The 17,169-nt window shown below is 65.6% G+C and carries 15 protein-coding genes; 10 read left to right on the plus strand and 5 right to left on the minus strand.

Features of this window, described 5'->3' with window-relative positions; all coding sequences use genetic code 11:
* The first annotated feature begins 111 nt into the window (after positions 1-111).
* The gene (locus B4N44_RS17050) at positions 112-291 is read left to right on the plus strand and encodes a PA3496 family putative envelope integrity protein (RefSeq protein WP_296703370.1); all 180 of its coding nucleotides are present in this window, start codon (positions 112-114) and stop codon (positions 289-291) included.
* A gap of 27 nt (positions 292-318) precedes the next feature.
* On the opposite strand, the gene B4N44_RS17055 is transcribed toward B4N44_RS17050, so the two are convergent.
* Positions 319-3,693 carry a mechanosensitive ion channel domain-containing protein gene (locus B4N44_RS17055; protein ID WP_296703372.1) on the minus strand — a complete coding sequence of 1,125 codons (3,375 nt, stop codon included), beginning with the start codon at positions 3,691-3,693 and terminating at the stop codon, positions 319-321.
* 22 nt (positions 3,694-3,715) lie between these two features.
* Here B4N44_RS17055 and B4N44_RS17060 point away from each other — a divergent pair, with 22 nt between their 5' ends.
* Positions 3,716-3,943 carry a hypothetical protein gene (locus B4N44_RS17060; RefSeq protein WP_296703375.1) on the plus strand — a complete coding sequence of 76 codons (228 nt, stop codon included), beginning with the start codon at positions 3,716-3,718 and terminating at the stop codon, positions 3,941-3,943.
* Positions 3,944-4,076: 133 nt separating this feature from the next.
* On the opposite strand, the gene argA is transcribed toward B4N44_RS17060, so the two are convergent.
* The 3 genes from argA to B4N44_RS17075 all read right to left on the minus strand — a co-directional run bounded on the left by argA (position 4,077) and on the right by B4N44_RS17075 (position 8,677).
* Positions 4,077-5,465, minus strand: a complete 1,389-nt coding sequence (argA, locus tag B4N44_RS17065; RefSeq protein ID WP_296703378.1) for an amino-acid N-acetyltransferase — start codon at positions 5,463-5,465, stop codon at positions 4,077-4,079.
* A 28-nt stretch (positions 5,466-5,493) separates the two neighbouring features.
* Positions 5,494-6,846, minus strand: a complete 1,353-nt coding sequence (locus tag B4N44_RS17070) for a sigma-54-dependent transcriptional regulator (protein ID WP_296703380.1) — start codon at positions 6,844-6,846, stop codon at positions 5,494-5,496.
* Between the two features lie 184 nt (positions 6,847-7,030).
* Positions 7,031-8,677 carry a sensor histidine kinase gene (locus B4N44_RS17075; protein WP_296703383.1) on the minus strand — a complete coding sequence of 549 codons (1,647 nt, stop codon included), beginning with the start codon at positions 8,675-8,677 and terminating at the stop codon, positions 7,031-7,033.
* 143 nt (positions 8,678-8,820) lie between these two features.
* Here B4N44_RS17075 and sucC point away from each other — a divergent pair, with 143 nt between their 5' ends.
* From sucC to B4N44_RS17095, 4 genes are all read left to right on the plus strand, one after another.
* Positions 8,821-10,008 carry an ADP-forming succinate--CoA ligase subunit beta gene (sucC, locus tag B4N44_RS17080; protein WP_296703387.1) on the plus strand — a complete coding sequence of 396 codons (1,188 nt, stop codon included), beginning with the start codon at positions 8,821-8,823 and terminating at the stop codon, positions 10,006-10,008.
* A gap of 1 nt (position 10,009) precedes the next feature.
* The gene (gene sucD / locus B4N44_RS17085) at positions 10,010-10,882 is read left to right on the plus strand and encodes a succinate--CoA ligase subunit alpha (protein WP_296703389.1); all 873 of its coding nucleotides are present in this window, start codon (positions 10,010-10,012) and stop codon (positions 10,880-10,882) included.
* Between the two features lie 248 nt (positions 10,883-11,130).
* The gene (locus B4N44_RS17090) at positions 11,131-12,753 is read left to right on the plus strand and encodes an NAD+ synthase (protein ID WP_296703391.1); all 1,623 of its coding nucleotides are present in this window, start codon (positions 11,131-11,133) and stop codon (positions 12,751-12,753) included.
* 160 nt (positions 12,754-12,913) lie between these two features.
* Entirely contained in the window at positions 12,914-13,252 is a 339-nt protein-coding gene (locus B4N44_RS17095) for a P-II family nitrogen regulator (RefSeq protein WP_296703394.1), read from the plus strand.
* Between the two features lie 116 nt (positions 13,253-13,368).
* Here the strand turns inward: B4N44_RS17095 and B4N44_RS17100 are convergent, their stop codons facing one another.
* Positions 13,369-14,196: an outer membrane protein assembly factor BamD gene (locus B4N44_RS17100; protein ID WP_296703396.1), complete on the minus strand. Its 828-nt coding sequence runs from the start codon at positions 14,194-14,196 to the stop codon at positions 13,369-13,371.
* A gap of 96 nt (positions 14,197-14,292) precedes the next feature.
* Here B4N44_RS17100 and rluD point away from each other — a divergent pair, with 96 nt between their 5' ends.
* From rluD to def, 4 genes are read left to right on the plus strand one after another with little or no spacing between them, the layout of a single operon-like run.
* Positions 14,293-15,288, plus strand: coding sequence for a 23S rRNA pseudouridine(1911/1915/1917) synthase RluD (rluD, locus tag B4N44_RS17105; protein ID WP_414718166.1), 996 nt, complete (start codon positions 14,293-14,295; stop codon positions 15,286-15,288).
* Between the two features lie 32 nt (positions 15,289-15,320).
* A complete protein-coding gene (gene pgeF, locus B4N44_RS17110) occupies positions 15,321-16,148 on the plus strand; it encodes a peptidoglycan editing factor PgeF (RefSeq protein WP_296703420.1) in 828 nt (275 codons plus the stop codon).
* Positions 16,141-16,662 (plus strand): glycine cleavage system protein R, encoded by a 522-nt coding sequence (locus B4N44_RS17115; RefSeq protein WP_296703398.1) that lies wholly within the window; start codon positions 16,141-16,143, stop codon positions 16,660-16,662. The genes pgeF and B4N44_RS17115 overlap by 8 nt, the downstream gene beginning before the upstream one ends.
* A gap of 3 nt (positions 16,663-16,665) precedes the next feature.
* Positions 16,666-17,169 carry a peptide deformylase gene (gene def, locus B4N44_RS17120; RefSeq protein WP_296703400.1) on the plus strand — a complete coding sequence of 168 codons (504 nt, stop codon included), beginning with the start codon at positions 16,666-16,668 and terminating at the stop codon, positions 17,167-17,169.

The raw sequence follows: 17,169 nt of genomic DNA on the forward strand, positions 1-17,169 counted from the left end.
GCGCATCAGTTTCGGTCGCACCCGGAACGAATCATGACTTGACGCCGGGCCTATTTTCGATTAAAGAGCGGCGCATATTCCCTTACGATTGTGTGACCCGAGGTAGCGGAAATGATGGACAACGAGAGCAGTTACGGCGAGGACGCCAACGAACGTGTCCCGTCGATGACCGGCCCGGATTCGCGCGCCCCCGCGGCGAATCTGGCGGTGCGTCGTCGGATCGAGCATATGCGTGAAATCAAACGGCTTCGCGAGCTTCTCGACGACCCCGAGTTCGACGAGCTGGCCTAAGCCCGATCGCCCGCCGGTGATGCGGGCTTACCCTTTCAACGCACCGTCGAGCGCGGCCCTTTCCGCCGACCGGATCCTTTCGGGAACCCGCTCCAATCCTGACCCGCCTTGCGAGGTCGACCCCGCCGCCTGAAACGCGTCGCGAGCGGCGGGATCCAGGCGAATATCCAAGGGCGCGCGCAGCGACAGATGGACGTCGCGTTGCGGGAACGCCATGCCGATCCCCTCCTCTTTGAAGCGATCGTAGATCGCTTGATGCAGCTCGGTGGCGACGCCGACCCGTCCGTCGAGGGAGCTCAGATAACACCGCAGGACGATGGTCAATGAGTTGTCGCCGAACCCCTCGAAGCTGATCAAGGGGGCGGGATCATCGAGGACCCGCTCATGCTCCTCGGCAACTTGAGCGAGGATGCTCAGTGCCTTGCGCGTGTCGCTTCCGTATTCGATCCCGATCGGGATCGTGATGCGGTTTTGCTGATCGGTCAGGCTCCAGTTCAACAAGCGTCCGGTGATGAACTCCTTGTTCGGTACCAGGAGCTCTTGCCTGTCCCAGTTGCGGATGGTGGTGGCGCGGATCTGGATGTTGGTGACCACGCCGGTCGTATCGCCGATGGTGACGATGTCGCCGACCCGCACCGGGCGCTCGAACAGGATGATGATGCCGCTGATGAAGTTCGCCACGATCTCCTGAAGGCCGAAGCCGATACCCACGCCGAGTGCTGCCACCAGCCATTGCACCTGCCCCCAGTTCAGCCCGAGTGTGCTGAAGGCAACCAGGAAGGCGGCGACCGTGATGGCATAGCTCACCAGGGTCTTGATCGCATAACGCCCGCCCGCCGAGACGGATTCGGTCTGCAGCAGCAGGATCTCGAGCAGGGCCGGGAGGTTCTTGGCGGCAGCGGTCGCAACGAAGAGGATCACCAGCACCAGGCCAAGGTTGGCCGCCGTCACCGGGACTGCCTGGGCCACGCCGTCGACCATCCCGTCGTAATACCACAGCGGGATGCGCTCAAGCATGGACAGGGCCGGCAAGACATCCGACCAGGTCAGCCACACCCCCAGCAATGCGGTGAAGAAGACAGAGGCATTGATCAGGCTTCGGGTCTGCTCGTCGAGAGCGGCGAGATCCGGCTCGGGCTCGTCGACCTGAAGCTCCGAGGCGGCCGGGGCGCTCTCTTGACGTTCGGCCTCGGCCTGCGCACGTCGCGTGCTCGCACGATCGACCGCCGCCGCCAGCGCCAAGCGCCGCCGCGTGACGATCAGCCACCGTACGATCACCTGATGCAGCACGATCAAGGCAAGCGCGAGCCAGGTCTGCTGCACCAGCGACTCGAACAAGACCCCGGCCGTGTAGACGTAGCCGAGCACGGCGAGTACCGCGAGCCCCAGGGGCGCGCCGACGATCACCGAAAACCAGATATGACGCAAGCGGTTGAACCAACCCTTCGGGTTTGCCGCGAGAGCCTCTTTCACAACACCTTTCGCGGGGTTCAAGAGGCGCGCGAAGAAGACGGAGAACCCCACCATGGTCGCGATCATCGCCAGGCGTCCGAGACTCCCGCTGAAGGCCGGGTCGCTGTCGTTGTAGAGCACCATGGCCGTTAAGGCGATCGGGACAATGAAGACGCTGAACCAATCAAACTCGCGTCTGAGCCGCTGCAGGGTTCCCTGGCTCCAGCGAAAATGTCGGTCGGCGACCCCTCCGGTCATGCAGAGTGTTCGGAATGCACGCAGATAGTACAGACTGAGCGAGGTGACGATGAGGGCCGACCCCAGCGCACGCGTGAAGCCGGTGGCCTCGATGGATGTCGACAGCTGCAGTCCGATCAGCCACAACAGGAGCGGGATGGGGAGTGCGGCCACGAGGCTCAAGCCGATGGCCTTGGCGGTGTGGCTCAGGCGATCGGTGCGAATCCTGCGCAGCGGCTCGGCGGTAGCGCGGATCGCGGATCGCAGCGCCGAGAGCTTCCAGAAGAGGGCGACGATGATGAGCGATACGCCCCAGGCCAGGGGCGAGCGCGTTCCCGCGTGCGCAAGCACCCGTACGACCTCGATCCAATGCTCGTGCGCGATGAGCCAGCCGACGGCCGAGGGAAGCGTGACGAGGGTCTCGAGGCCGACCGGGAGCGTGCTGCGCACCCAAAGCAGCCGTTCGGCGAGATAGCTGTCGTAGCCCTTGGCCGTATGAATCAGCTGGTCGGCGGCGTAGTTGAGCTCGCCGAGCTGGCGGATGTAGTCGTTCTCGACGACGAGCGCCTGTGTGATCAGTCGAAGTCTTTGGTCGAGTGTCGCCGTGAGCTGCTCGCGGATCTCCGGTGCCTGCGCGCTCGGATCGCGTGTGGTGAGCTCGTCGAGATAGGCGTCGAGATCGCCGAGTCGGCGTTGCTCCTCGCGATAGAGGATCTGTCTGAGCGTGGCGTCGGCGATTTCGTCCTCGCGCTCCTCGATCGCCCCGCGCAGCCGGCGCAGGTCGGGGATCTCGTCGCGCCGCTCCACCAGAACCTGACCGAGCGCCTTGCTGAGCCCGGCGGCCTCGATGCGTTGCCGTGCCGCCTTGAAATCCTGCTCCACCCGCTTGCGTTCGGCCTCGAGGTCCTCGATCTCCAAGTCGAGGTTCTCGAGGCGTTGCGCTAGATCGCCCATGGATGTGGTGATCTCGGCGTTCTCACGCGTCGCCTCCTGCACCAGGGCATGCTTGTCGGCGGCCTCGATCCGTGCGCGCTCGGATTCACGCTGCGCGGCCTCCGCCTCGTCGCGGCGCCGCTGATTCTGCAGCTCCTCGAGCTGACGCTGCCGGGCTCGCAGGCCCTCCCACTTCAAGGTCGCCTCCTCGCGCTGTGCGCGTTGCAGCGCGTCGCGCACCGACAGGCTCAGCAGCTCCTGCTCGAGCATCCGACCTTCGGCCCAGAGCGATGCCCGACGGGTCTCGAGCGCCCAGCGGCGCGCTTCGCTCGCTGCGGCTTCCGCGTCTTCGCTCTTGGGTTGGCTCAGATCGGTTTCGATCTCGCCAAGCGCGGTTTTGACCTCGGACAAGCGTGCGCGAATCGCGGCCGGGCGGCCCGTGCCGCGCTCGATGGCCTTGTCGAGTTCGCCGATGCGCGTTTCTTCCACGGCGGCATCGGCGAGAACGATACTCAGGCGCTGCGTGATCTCCTCGCTCGGCAGATCGGTCGGGATCTGGACGACATCGGCTCCCGGCTCGCCTTGCGCCAGTCGTTGCCGGATTGCCGCGGTCTCCGCGGGTGCCGTGGTCAGCGTTTCGGCAAGCTCTTTGGTCTGTGCGTCGAAGGTCCGCGTCGCCTCGAGGTTCGTCAGAGCCTTCCGATACAGCTCGGTCAAGGCCGCCTTGCCGGCCTCGTCGAGTGCCGTATCGGCCGCAACGTCGGCGATCTTGGCCTCCACCTGGTCGACCGAGGGAAGACCGTTGCTGCTGCTCGCCGGCGCGGCCGGGCTCGCGCCGGCAGCTGTGGGCTCGGTCGCGAGCGCGCTGCTCGCAAGAACCATCGAGAAAACCAGGAGGAACGGAATCAATCCAAACGGCTTCGAAGACCGCCGTTGCTCCGAATGGCCGGAGATTCCTGCCGTTGTGTTAATCATCGGAATCGACATCGTCATAATCGGGTCGCAAAAGAACAGCTCGGCTATCGCCTGATCAGACGACGGCTCTGCTGTTGGAGTCAAAAAATTTATTATTTCAGGATCTTAAATCGCGTCCGCTCAAGCTTATCCAGACGCGCTCGACGCTGAGCCGGTATCGAATCCGCGCATGAGGCCGTGGACGCGATTTAAAGCGCCTTGATGTAGACCTGCGAGTTACGCTGGAAGTTGTACAGGGCTTGTCGCTCCATCGGCAAGGCGCCGAGCGATGCCGGCTCGAATCCGCGCTCCCGAAACCAGTGCGCGGTTTGGGTGGTGAGGACGAACAGGCGCTCGATGCCGGCGGCGCGGGCGATGTCTTGCATGTGGGCGAGCAGTCGATCGCCGCGTCCGGTCGCGCGATAGTCCTGGTGTACAGCAACGCAGGCCAACTCCGCCATCCCCGCGCTCGGGTAGGGGTAAAGGGCCGCGCAGGCCGTGATCAAGCCGTCGCGCTCGGTCAGGATGAAGCGGTCGATCTCGGTCTCCAGGCGCTCGCGCGAACGTCGCACCAGCACACCGCGATCCTCGAGCGGGCGCAGCAGCTCGAGGATGCCCGTCACGTCGTCGATACGTGCCGGTCGCAGCTCCTCGTAAGGCTCGGCGGAGATCAGGGTGCCGCTCCCGTCGGGTGTGAGGAGCTCGCGCAGCAGTGCACCCCCGCGGCGGCGCTGCACCAGGTGCACGCGCCGGATCCCGTTGCGGCACGCCTCGGCACCGGCGCGCAGGCACTGGGCGACATCCTCGGGTATCCCGCTCGCGGCGGCGAGCAGGGCGTCGATGTCGCGGGCCAGGAGGTTGGACCCCAGCAGATCCTGGGGCAGGTTGCGGGTCTCGCTGTCTGCGGAGTCAGCCCCGATGGGATCCTTGGCGACGAGATCCTCGGTCAGAAAGATCAGCTTGTCGGCACCGAGCGCGACCGCCGCGCCGCGCGCCACGTCGGCTGCGCTGAGATTGAAGACCTCCCCGGTCGGCGAATATCCCAGCGGCGGCATCAAGGCGACCGCGCCCTGATCGAGGACCGCCCGCAGGGTCTGACGGTCGATCCGCCGCACCGCCCCGGTGTGGGCGTAGTCGACCCCGTCGATCACGCCGAGGGGGCGCGCCGTGACGAAGTTGCCCGAGACCACCGGGATGCGCACGCCGGCCATCGGCGAGTTGGCGAGCCCGAGCGAGAGCAGGGCCTCGATCTCGACCCGGACCACCCCGGCGGCCTCCTTCACGCAGGCGAGCGCCGTCTGATCCGTGATGCGCAAGCCGTTGACATAGCCTAGCTGCGCACCGCGACCGGCGAGCCGAGCCTCGATTTGGGGGCGCGCGCCGTGGACCAGCACGAGCCGGATCCCGAGCCCGTGCAGCAGTGCGATATCGTGAACGAGATCCGGGAAGCGCGGATCCGCGACCGCCTCGCCGCCGAAGACGATCACGAAGGTGCGTCCGCGGTGGGCATGGATGTAGGGTGTGGCCTGGCGCACCCAGTCGACGAAGGGATCGCGGGGTGGCGCGGGGTCGTTCAGGTCGGGGTTGGATGATGTCATATTCGGTTGGCTCGCGGCAGGCGGTCGGCTATTCGATGCCCAGCTTGGCGAGACGATAACGCAGCGATCGCAGGGTCATCCCCAGTTTCTTTGCCGCGGCGGTACGGTTCCAACGCGTCTCGTCGAGTGCATCGAGGATGGCCTTCTTCTCGATCTCGCCGAGATAGTCCTCCAGCGGAACAGTGTCGTCGATCTGTGCCCGGGCGGCGAGCGCCGGGCCTTCGGCCTGCGGGAGATAGAGATCCCCGACCTCGATGAGCGGTCCTTCGCAGAGCGCGGTCGCGCGCTCGAGGATGTTTTCGAGCTCGCGCACGTTGCCCGGAAAGCCATAGTCCATCAACGCCTCGAGGGCGTCCGCCGAGAGGGTCATGGCCGGCTGGCCCTTCTGATGGCGGGCGATGCGCTGCAGTATCCGTTCCGCCAGAGCGGGGATGTCGCGGGGGCGCTCGCGCAGCGCGGGCATGCGCAGCTCGATGACGTTGATGCGATAGAAGAGATCCTGCCTGAAGTGGCCCTTATCGACCTCAAGGTTGAGGTCGCGATGACTGGCGCTGATGATCCGCGCATCCACGGCGACCTCATGCTGGGCGCCGACCGGACGCACGCTCTTTTCCTGGACAGCCCGCAGGAGTTTCACTTGAGCCGGCAGCGGGAGATCGGCGACCTCATCGAGAAACAGGGTGCCGCCCGAGGCGGCCTGGAAGAGCCCCTCCTTGTCGCCCACCGCTCCGGTGAAGCTGCCCTTCCTGTGACCGAACAGCTCGCTTTCGACCAAGTCCTGCGGAATGGCCCCGCAGTTCACCGCGACGAAGGGTCCCGTGCCACGCGGACCTTGGCCGTGGATGAGTCGGGCGGCCAGCTCCTTGCCTGTCCCGCTCTCGCCGGTGATGAAGACCGGGGCCTGGTTGCGCGCGAGCTTGCCGATCATCTGGCGGATTTGCTCCATCGCGCGCGACTCACCGATCAGGCTTGCCCCGGCGGCGCTGTGGCTGTCCTGTCCGGCCGCCGTGCTCTCGCGCAGTCGCAGCGCCGAGCCGACGAGCTGGCGCAGGAGCTGCAGATCCACCGGTTTGGGGACAAAGTCGAAGGCCCCGGCCTTCATGGCGGCGACGGCCGATTCCATGTTGCCGTGGGCGGTGATCATGGCGACCGGCAAGTGCGGATAGTGTTCGGCGATATGATGGATCAGGTCGATCCCGTTGCCGTCCGGAAGGCTCATGTCGGTCAGGCAGAGGTCGAAGCGGTTGCGTTCGAGCTGATGCTTGGCATCGCTGAGCGTCATGGCGGTGAGTGCCCGAATATCCATTCGGCCGAGGGTGATCTTCAGCAGGTCGAGGATATCGGACTCGTCGTCGACGACCAGTGCTTGGGCCTTCGTCATTGGGCCAGCTCCCTCGGTGGGGTCCAGGTGGTTGGGTTCGGGGCTCTCTACCAGGATGCGTTCCGTGCGCGTTTACGACATCGTTATCCCGTCTGTTCTTATCGTTATGTTTGCTCCGCAAGCATAGCGTGTGGATTGATCGGACAGAAGCCGGTTAGCCCCTCGAGGCGAGCCGCGGCGCCCGTCACCGGGCGAAATGGAGTCTGAATCGACTGCCGTGCGGCTCGGCGGGCTCGTAGGTGAGATGAATGCCGTTGGTCTGCGCCAATTCTCGGGCGATATAGAGACCGAGCCCCGTACCGCTGGTCTTCGTGGTGAAAAATGGATTGAAGATATCGCGCGCGGTCTTGACGTCGATTCCGGGCCCCTCGTCGGCGATCTCGATCAGGGGTGGACCGGCGCCCTCGGCGGTCGGGACGAGACGGATCTTGATCCGCGGCGGCTCGTTGTCGTATCCGCCGTGAATCAGCGCGTTCTCGCACAGGTTGGAGAGGATCTGATGCAGATGACGCGGATCCACCTCGACCGAATCGGACGAAGAGGTGATCTCGAGCATGAGACGTTCGGGCGCGAGTCGGTGGGTCTCGCGAAACTCCCCGGCAAACTCCTCGAGCCAGCGTGCCGTATCGAGCGTGACCGGATCCATCCGATCGCGGCGCGAGAGCTGGAGCACGCTGCGCACCGTCTCGTCGATGCGTGCACTGTTGCGTCGGATGATGTCGAGCAGATGGTGGTCGTCTTCCGGCAGGTCCTTGCCTTCGGCGAAGAGTTGACTCGCGTGGGTAATGGCGCTCAAGGGGTTGCGGATGTTGTGGGCGATGCTGGCGGTGAGGGTGCCAAGTGCGGCAAGCTTGATCTGTTGTGCCTCGCGGGTGAGCTCTTGGTTGTCGTGCAGATAGATCAAAGCGCCGGAGGTCCGATCATCGCCGAGCAGCTTGAGGGTCGCACGCAGCTCGCGGCCGCCGACGTGCATACGGGTGCCCTCGGGCGCCGGGTTTTGGACCTGGGTCTCAAGCCACTCGCCGACCTCCGGGGCGAAATCGCCGAGCGAGCTCCCGGGGTTGACCGCATCGACGTCGAGAAGCTCCAAGGCGGCCTTGTTCTGCAGGCGTAGATGACCTTCGCCGTCGACCGCGAGGATGCCCGTCTCGAGGTTGGCGATGATGAAGGCGTTCAGCTTGGTCAGATTGGCGATATCGACCCTGCGTCGCGCCGCCGTGGCTTCGGCCTCGCGCACCCTTCGATAGAGCACATGCGCGAGCAGTGCCATGGCGAAGAAGATACCTCCGAGTAGACCGGCCTGGGTATAGCTCGAGGTCGCGACGCCCCCGTAAAGGTCCGAGTAGATCTGCTCCGTGAGCACGGCTAGGGCGGCAAAGGACGCGAAGAGAAGCGCCAGCCGCCCTTCCATCAGGAGCGCTCCGGCCGCAACGGCAACGCCGATCAGGATCCCGATACCGCTTGCGGCGCCGCCCGCGGCATGCATCAAGAAGGTGAAGGCGATGATGTCGATATAGGTGGCGAGGTGGACCTGGTTGCCGCGCCCGGGCCAACGCGCGTAGAGGGTCAGGCCGCTCAGCAGCACCAGGATGGCGTAGAGGATGAGGACGTTCCAGGCCAACGCGGCATTGGCGGACGTGATGAGCGGGTCCAGTGAAGAGGGCGAGAAGAGCAGGATGAGTCCGATCAGCACGACGAGCCGAAACAGAAACAGCCAGCGCAGCGCTGTCCAGGTCGGATGGGGATGAGCGGTCTGCGCCGGGTGCTTTTTGCTCTCGGGACGCCTTGCCGGGCTCGGGTGGCCCGCCCTGCGGTCGGGATGATTCGTCATTGCGGGTCTCGTGCTCGGACACGCCCTCGGGCGGGGATGAATGCGCCTTTGCCAATCTGCCGCGGATTAGACCAGAATGGCGGGGGCGCGGCCATGTGGTCGCGGCGCTTCGGGATTCGGCACACCGCGACGGCGAGCACACCATGAATCTACACGAATACCAGGCGAAACGGCTGTTTGACGAGTACCGGATCCCCATCCCGGACGGCGTGACGGCGAGCAGCATCGAGCAGGCCGCGGCGGCCTGCGGTGTGCTCGGCGGAGAGCGCTGGGTCGTGAAGGCGCAGGTCCATGCGGGCGGACGCGGCAAGGCCGGGGGCGTGATCATGGCCGAGAGTCCCTCGGAGGTCGAGGGTGCCGCACGGCGTCTGCTCGGCACGCGACTGGTAACGGGCCAGAGCGCGCCGGACGGCTTGCCGGTCGACAGGCTCCTGATCGAGCGACCGATGGCGATCGCACGCGAGCTGTATCTCGGGCTGCTCCTGGAGCGCGAGACCGAGCGTGTCCTCTTCGTTGCCTCGGAGGCCGGCGGGATGGACATCGAGCGCGTCGCGGCCGAGACGCCGGAGCGTTTGCTGCGGGTGCGGATCCATCCGGCGGTCGGGCTCCAACCCTACCAAGTGCGTCGCTTGGGTTTCGGGCTGGGCCTGGAGGCCGCTCAGATCAAGTCGCTCGGGCTGCTCATGGACGGACTCTATCGGCTCTTCGTCGAGAAGGATGCGACTCTGGTGGAGGTCAATCCGCTGGTGGTCGACGATCGCGGCGAGCTGATCGCCTTGGACGCCAAGATCAACCTGGACGACAACGCGCTCTATCGCCATCCGGGTCTGGAGGCGCTGCGCGACCCGGGTCAAGAGGATCCGCGCGAGCTGGCGGCGAAGCGCCATGAGCTGAGCTACATCAGTCTCAGCGGCAATATCGGATGCATGGTGAACGGGGCCGGGCTCGCCATGGCGACCATGGACCTGGTGCAGCTGCACGGCGGCGCGCCGGCAAACTTTCTCGATGTCGGGGGCGGCGCCACCGCGGCGCGCGTCGCCGAGGCCTTCAAGCTGATCCTCTCCGACACCAACGTCCGCGCTGTGCTGGTGAACATCTTCGGCGGCATCGTGCGCTGCGACCTGATCGCGGAGGGCATCATCGAGGCGGTGCGTGAGGTTCAGGTCTCTGTTCCGGTGGTGGTGCGCCTTGCAGGGACCAATGCCGCGCAGGGCCTGGAGATGCTCGCGCGCAGCGGGTTGGCGGTCGAGACGATGGCGGGTCTCGGCGAGGCGGCCCGGCGGGTCGTGGATGCGGCTGCCGGTCGACCGGACGCCACCGGAGGGGTCTGACATGAGCGTTCTGGTCGATAGCAGCACACGGGTCATCTGTCAGGGCTTCACGGGCAAGCAGGGCACCTTCCACGGCGAGCAGGCGATCGCCTACGGCACCAACCTGGTCGGCGGCGTGACACCCGGCAAGGGCGGGCAACGACATCTCGATCGGCCGCTCTTCGATACCGTGCATCATGCGGTCCGCGACACGGGCGCGGATGCGACCATGATCTACGTGCCTGCCGCCTATGCCGCGGATGCGATCCTGGAGGCCGCGGATGCGGGGATTCGCGTCATCGTCTGCATTACCGAGGGGATCCCGGTCTTGGATATGGTGCGGGTCAAAGCCGCGCTCGCGGGTAGCCCGGCGGTCCTGATCGGCCCCAACTGCCCCGGCATCATCACGCCGGGTGCCTGCAAGATCGGCATCATGCCGGGGAACATCCACGCGCCCGGCCGGGTCGGCATCGTGTCCCGCTCCGGGACCCTGACCTACGAGGCGGTCTGGCAGACGACCCAAGCGGGTCTGGGTCAGAGCACCTGCATCGGGATCGGCGGGGATCCGATTCAGGGTCTCGATTTCGTCGCCTGTCTGGATCTCTTCGAGCAGGACCCGCAGACCGAAGCGATCATCATGGTCGGCGAGATCGGCGGCAGCGGCGAGGAGGAGGCCGCCCGGGTCATCCGCGAGCGGATCTCCAAACCGCTGGTCGCCTACATCGCCGGGGTGACGGCGCCTGCCGGCAAACGCATGGGGCATGCCGGTGCGATCGTCACCGGCGGACGCGGGACGGCCGAAGGCAAGTACGCAGCTCTCGAGCAGGCCGGCGCCGTCACCGTGCGCTCGCCCGCGCAGATGGGGAGTCGACTGGCGGAGCTGCTCGGCGGGTGATGATGGCCGCCAGCCGCCAGCCGCCAGCCGCCAGCCACCGGCCACCGGCCACCGGCCACCGGCCACCGGCTATCAGCCTTCGCCTCTCGCCTTTGGCCTTCTGTCGTGCCGGCTCGGGGAGAGGGACGAGGGGTGCGGTCCGGTTGGCCTGGTGGCGATGCGTCGGGTCGGTGAGGCGGTCGAGTAGAGATGACGGTCGGCGGTAGCGCACCACACTAAGCTTCGTATCACATCAAGAGGATCCCGCCGTGGGATGTCGTATCCGGGTCGCGCAGTTGAATCTCGTCGTCGGGGATGTCCCGGGCAACGCCGATCGAGTGATTTCCGAGGCGGCCTCCGCGCGCGCGGACGGGGTCGATCTGTTGGTCTTTCCCGAGCTGACCCTCACCGGCTATCCGCCGGAGGATCTCTTGCTGCGCCCCGAGCTGCTGCAGCGCGTCGAGCATGCCTTGGAGCGGATCCGTGCCGAGTGTCGAGGGATCACCCTGGTGCTGGGCTATCCGCTTCGGGCCATCGGCGGTCTGTTCAATGTGGCCGGTGTGATCCGCGACGGCGAGTTGATCGGCGAGTACGCGAAGCAGCATTTACCCAACTACAGCGTCTTCGACGAGAAGCGCTATTTCCAGGCCGGCGCGACCCCCTTGGTGCTCGATCATCTGGGTTTGAAGATCGGTTTGAGCGTTTGCGAGGACATCTGGCAGGAAGATCCGACACGGCAGGCGGTCGAGGCCGGGGCGCGGATCCTGATCAATATCAATGCCTCGCCCTTTCATCTCGGCAAGCGGGCTGAGCGCGAGACACTGGTCGCGCGTCGGGCGAGCGAGCACGGCATTCCGATCGTCTATGCGAACCTCGTCGGGGGGCAGGATGAATTGGTTTTCGACGGTGCCTCGTTTGTCGCAGACGGCGCGGGTCGAATCCTTCATCGCGCGGCGGTCTTCGAGGAGGATCCGTTGACGTTCGACCTCGATGACGAGGGACGCCCGATGGACTCGCCCGAGCCCGGCACCTCGGCGTTCGACGAGGATGCGATGGAGGAGGAGGCGAGTGTCTACGGCGCCCTGGTATTGGGTGTGCGCGATTATGTCCGCAAGAACGGTTTCAGCGGTGCGGTGCTCGGTCTCTCGGGCGGTGTCGACTCCGCGCTGACGCTTGCCATCGCCGTGGATGCGCTGGGTGCCGACGCGGTGGAGGGCGTCTTGATGCCGTCGCGCTATACCTCGCAGATGAGCAATGCGGATGCCTTCGAGGAGGCCGAGTCACTCGGGGTGAAGACCCGGCTGATCTCGATCGAGCCGGCCTTTCGGTCGTTCCTGTCGATGCTCGAGCCGGCCTTCGAGGGTCTGGCCGCGGACGTCACCGAGGAGAACATTCAGGCGCGCTGCCGCGGTATCGTCCTGATGGCGATCAGCAACAAGACCGGACGCATCCTGCTGACCACCGGAAACAAGAGCGAGATGGCGGTAGGTTACGCCACACTCTACGGCGACATGGCCGGCGGTTTCGCGCCCATCAAGGACGTGCCGAAGCTCTTGGTGTATCGACTCGCGCGCTATCGCAACCGTTGCTCGCCGGTGATTCCCGAGCGTGTGCTGACGCGTCCGCCCTCCGCGGAGCTACGTCCCGATCAGACCGATCAGGACAGCCTTCCTCCCTACGAGGTTTTGGATCCGATCCTGCGGCTCTATATCGAAGAGGACGAAGGTGTCGATGCGATCGTCGCGCGCGGTTATCCCGCCGAGATCGTGCGTCGGATCACCCGGTTGGTCGAGCGCAACGAATACAAGCGCCGGCAGGCCCCGCCCGGCGTACGAATCTCGACACGGGCGTTCGGTCGCGATCGACGCTATCCGATCACGAGCGGGTTCTAAACCGGGTCTCGGGCGGTCTGGATCGGTCTCGAGTCTGTCTCGCATCGACCTGTCATGGGGTGTCGTCGTCGCCGCGGCTTAACCCCGTTCGCTGTTCAAGGCCATGCCCGGAACTTATACTCAACGGCTTCGGTAGCCGGATCCCACAATGGAGAGCGTCATGAAGAAGGTTGAAGCCATCATTAAGCCATTTAAGCTGGACGACGTCCGCGAGGCGCTCTCCGCTGCGGGCATCACCGGCATGACCGCGATCGAGGTGAAGGGCTTCGGGCGCCAGAAGGGTCACACCGAGCTGTATCGGGGTGCCGAGTACGTCGTGGATTTCCTGCCCAAGGTCAAGATCGAGCTGGTGCTCACCGATGATCTGCTGGAGACCTGCATCAGCGCCATCACGACCGCCGCTCGGACCGGCAAGATCGGCGACGGCAAGATCTTCGTCTCCGATGTCACGCATGTAGTGCGTATCCGCACCGGGGAAGAGAACGAGGCCGCAATCTGATCCGGCGTCGCGTCGTCGAGGTTGCGATTGAGGCGTTGCCGCCTCGTTCAAACGCTCGTAGATGGACCCGGCGCCGCGTCGTATCGCCGCGCCGGGTTGGCCCGTGAAGACTGCGGTCAATTCTCGTCGAGACTCAGATAGTCCCAGAGTTTACGTGCGAGGCTGACGTCTCCGGGTTCGGGCTCGTCGGAGACGAATCTGCCCGCCTCCCTGTTCAAGTCGAGAACGCGTTTCGCGTCTGCCGCCAGCTCGCGTTTACCGAGCGCCGTGTAGGCGTCGATCAACACCTCGAGCGCGCTCTCCACGGCGCTTGTGCGCTGAAAGCGTTCGATCACGTAGTTCGCGCGGTTTGCTGCAGCAAGGTAGGCACCGCGGCGCATGTAGTAGCGCGCCACGTTGACCTCGTGCTTGGCGAGATTGTTGCGCAGATACAGCATGCGCTGGCGCGCATCTTCGGTGTAGCGGCTGTCGGGGAAGCGCTCGACCAAGGCCGAGAAATCCACGAAGGCATCGAGGGCCGAGCCCGGATCGCGTTGCGACGCATCGGTCGGGATATAGCGATCCAAAAAACCCACGCTGCGGTTGTAGTTGACCAGCCCTTTGAGATAGTAGGCGTAGTCGACATAGGGGTTTTGGGGGTAGAGCTTGATGAAGCGATCCGCCGCGGCGATCGCGGCCTCGGGCTCGTCGGCGCGGTAGTGCGCGTAGGCGACGTCGAGCTGCGACTGCATCGCATAACGCCCGAACGGATAACGCGCCTCGAGCTTCTCGTAATACTCGACCGCCTTGGCATAGTTGCCCGAGTCCAGCTCGGAGGATCCCTCGGCGTAGAGCTTGGCTGCGCTCCAGTTCTCGGTGAGATCGATCTCTTTGCCGAAGACGCCGCAGCCGGCGAGTGCGACGGCGAGCACGAGCGCCGGCAGTCGTGTTAACGTTCTTCGCATGAATCAGAGATACCTGTTGTTTTCTTCGCCCAGTATACCCGAAGGCATCGGTCCTCGCGCGCGAGGATACACCCGCATCGAATCGGTGAATCGGTCATGACGCAAGCCGTGCCGGACATCCCGCCGCGTGCCGATTCGGGCCTGATGCGCATTCGACGCGAGATCCGTGTCGAGCCGCAGCACGCGGCCCGCCGGCTCGATCAGGTGCTGGCGGCCCTCATCCCCGAGCTCTCGCGCAGCCGGCTGCAGCTTTGGATCGAGTCCGGACAGGTTCGGGTGGACGGGGTTGCCCGACGCTCGCGCGACAAGGTCTGGGGCGGCGAGCTCATCGAGCTGGACGCGCCGATCGAGCCGGTCGGCGATTGTCTCGCCCAAGCGATTTCGCTGAATCCGGTCTTCGAGGACGAGCAGATCCTCGTGCTCGACAAACCGGCCGGTTTGGTGGTGCATCCTGCGGCGGGGCATCGCGACGGCACCTTGCAGAACGCCCTGCTGAACCACGATCCGGCGCTGGCAAACGTGCCGCGGGCCGGCATCGTGCATCGCTTGGACAAGGATACGACCGGGCTGCTCGTGGTGGCGAAGACGCTTGAGGCGCACCGTTGTTTGGTCGAGCAGCTGCAAGCGCGGCAGGTCCACCGCGAGTATCGTGCCTTGGTCATCGGCGAGGTGGTCGCCGGCGGCCGGATCGAGGCACCGATCGGACGTCATCCGACACAGCGCACGCGCATGGCCGTGGTTGCCAACGGTCGGCCTGCGATCACCCGGTTTCGGGTCTTGGAGCGATTCGCCGGCCACAGCCTGCTTGCCGTCGAGCTCGAGACCGGCCGGACACACCAGATTCGCGTGCACATGGCCCACACCCAGCACCCGCTGGTCGGCGATCGCGCCTACGGCGGTCGTCCGCGACCGCCCAAGGGGGCGTCCGCCGGTCTGGTCGATGCGCTCCAGGGCTTTCCGCGTCAGGCGCTGCACGCCTTGCGTCTCGGCCTGGAGCATCCGACACTCGGGACGGCGATGAGTTGGGAAATCCCGTTGCCGGCGGATCTCGCGGGGTTGCTGGAGCAGTTTCGGGGGGAGACCGCCGCGTGAACCCGATCGTGCCTGACCTGTCCGAACCCGAGATGATCACGCCTGAGATGATCGAGCCGGATTGGCCCGCACCGGCCCGGGTGCGGGCCTACTCGACCACCCGCGACGGCGGTGTCGGCACCGGCGTCTATGCAAGCCTCAACCTGGGGGATCATGTCGGGGACGCGCCCGAACGGGTTGCCCGGAATCGCGCCATCCTGCGCGAGCGCCTGAAACTGCCGAGCGAGCCGCTGTGGCTCCGGCAGGTGCATGGCTGCAGGCTCGCGGGCGAGGATTCGGCGATCCCGAGCGATGCGAGGATGTTCGGCCTCTGCGAGGCCGACGGGGCCGTCACCGGCGAGGCCGGCGTGGTCTGCGTCGTCATGACGGCGGATTGTCTGCCGGTGCTCATGTGCGACGATCGGGGGACCCGGGTGGCGGCGGTGCATGCCGGCTGGCGCGGTTTGGCCTCCGGCATCCTGGAGCGGGCGATCACGGCCATGGGGGCCTCGGGCGGGCGGATTCCGTCCGAGCCGATGGCGTCCAAGCATGTCCTCGTCTGGCTCGGCCCGGCGATCGGTCCGGATGCCTTCGAGGTCGGACCCGAGGTGCGCGAGCGCTTCCTCGCGGCGGATCCGGAGTCGATCGATGCATTCCGTGCGTCGCGCGACGGGCGTTTCCTGGCCGACCTCGCGGCTCTGGCGCGCTGCCGTCTCGCCAGGCTCGGGGTGACAGAGGTCTATGGAGGCGGTTACTGTACCCATTCGGATCCACGACGTTTTTTTTCGTATCGGCGCGACGGCGTCACCGGGCGGATGGCGAGTCTGATCTGGCTCGACGGCGACGGCGAGGCTGCAACGGGAGGGGCACATCATGCCTGATTGGAACATGCTGACCCTGGTCGGTGCCGACCGCCCGGGGATCGTCTCGCGCGTGACGCGAGCGCTCTACACCTGTGGATGCAACCTCGGCGAGGCGTCCATGATCCGTCTCGGCGGCAACTTCACCATCATGCTGATGGTGAGCGGCGAGCGCCACTGCGACGAGCTGATGGCCGCCGTGCGCCCGGTCGCCGAGGAGCTCGGTCTGCGGATCCATCTGGACCCGGTGCCGGGCGGCTTGCACCGTCACCTGGTCCCGAATCTCCAGGTCCGGGTCTTCGGGGCCGACCGTGCCGGCATCGTTGCCGATGTGACCGAGATCCTTGCCGAGCACGGGTTCAATATCCTCGAGCTCGAGTCCGATGTCGCGGGCGATGCACAACACCCGGTCTATATCATGAACATTCAGGGCTACTGCGAGCGAACCATCGAAGAGGTTCAAGCCGCGCTGTCGGCACTGAGCACCCAAGGCGTCTCCGTGGATGTCGCCCCCGTCGATATCCTGATCGGCTGAGTCATGGCGATACTCGATATCCTCAAGCTTCCGGACCCGCGTTTGAAGCAGGTTTCAGCGCCGGTCGAGCGTTTCGACGATGACTTGCGCGGTTTCGTGGCGGACCTGGAAGAAACCCGTCTGGCCGGTCCGGCCGCCGTCGGCATCGCGGCCCCGCAGGTCGGACGTTTTCAGCGCATCGTGATCGTCGATGTTTCGGGTCGTCCGAAAACCCCCAATCACGGCCACCTGATCCTGGTGAATCCCGAGATCGTCCATTGGGAAGGTTACGCAATCGGCCGCGAGGGCTGTCTTTCGGTGCCGGACTACACGGGCAATGTCATCCGTGCGACCGGTATACGCTTGAAGGCGCAAGACCTCGACGGCCGTGAAACCGAGTATGCGATGGAGGGATACGAGGCGCGCGCGGTCCAGCACGAGATGGATCATCTCGACGGTCTGCTCTTCGTCGATCGGGTCGTGAGTCGTCGCACCGATCTGTACCGGCGCAAGGTCTACCAGACCTGA

Origin of the sequence: Thiocapsa sp. UBA6158, from assembly GCF_002423035.1 — a bacterium.
In the GTDB taxonomy this organism is placed as follows: domain Bacteria; phylum Pseudomonadota; class Gammaproteobacteria; order Chromatiales; family Chromatiaceae; genus Thiocapsa.

Coding starts and splice junctions, on each gene's coding strand:
- B4N44_RS17095 (WP_296703394.1), top strand. CDS start 12,914: ATGAAGAAGGTTGAAGCCATCATTAAGCCATTTAAGCTGGACGACGTC.
- sucC (WP_296703387.1), top strand. CDS start 8,821: ATGAATCTACACGAATACCAGGCGAAACGGCTGTTTGACGAGTACCGG.
- B4N44_RS17100 (WP_296703396.1), bottom strand. CDS start 14,196: ATGCGAAGAACGTTAACACGACTGCCGGCGCTCGTGCTCGCCGTCGCA.
- B4N44_RS17050 (WP_296703370.1), top strand. CDS start 112: ATGATGGACAACGAGAGCAGTTACGGCGAGGACGCCAACGAACGTGTC.
- argA (WP_296703378.1), bottom strand. CDS start 5,465: ATGACATCATCCAACCCCGACCTGAACGACCCCGCGCCACCCCGCGAT.
- B4N44_RS17070 (WP_296703380.1), bottom strand. CDS start 6,846: ATGACGAAGGCCCAAGCACTGGTCGTCGACGACGAGTCCGATATCCTC.
- B4N44_RS17075 (WP_296703383.1), bottom strand. CDS start 8,677: ATGACGAATCATCCCGACCGCAGGGCGGGCCACCCGAGCCCGGCAAGG.
- B4N44_RS17115 (WP_296703398.1), top strand. CDS start 16,141: ATGCCTGATTGGAACATGCTGACCCTGGTCGGTGCCGACCGCCCGGGG.
- def (WP_296703400.1), top strand. CDS start 16,666: ATGGCGATACTCGATATCCTCAAGCTTCCGGACCCGCGTTTGAAGCAG.
- sucD (WP_296703389.1), top strand. CDS start 10,010: ATGAGCGTTCTGGTCGATAGCAGCACACGGGTCATCTGTCAGGGCTTC.
- rluD (WP_414718166.1), top strand. CDS start 14,293: ATGACGCAAGCCGTGCCGGACATCCCGCCGCGTGCCGATTCGGGCCTG.
- pgeF (WP_296703420.1), top strand. CDS start 15,321: ATGATCACGCCTGAGATGATCGAGCCGGATTGGCCCGCACCGGCCCGG.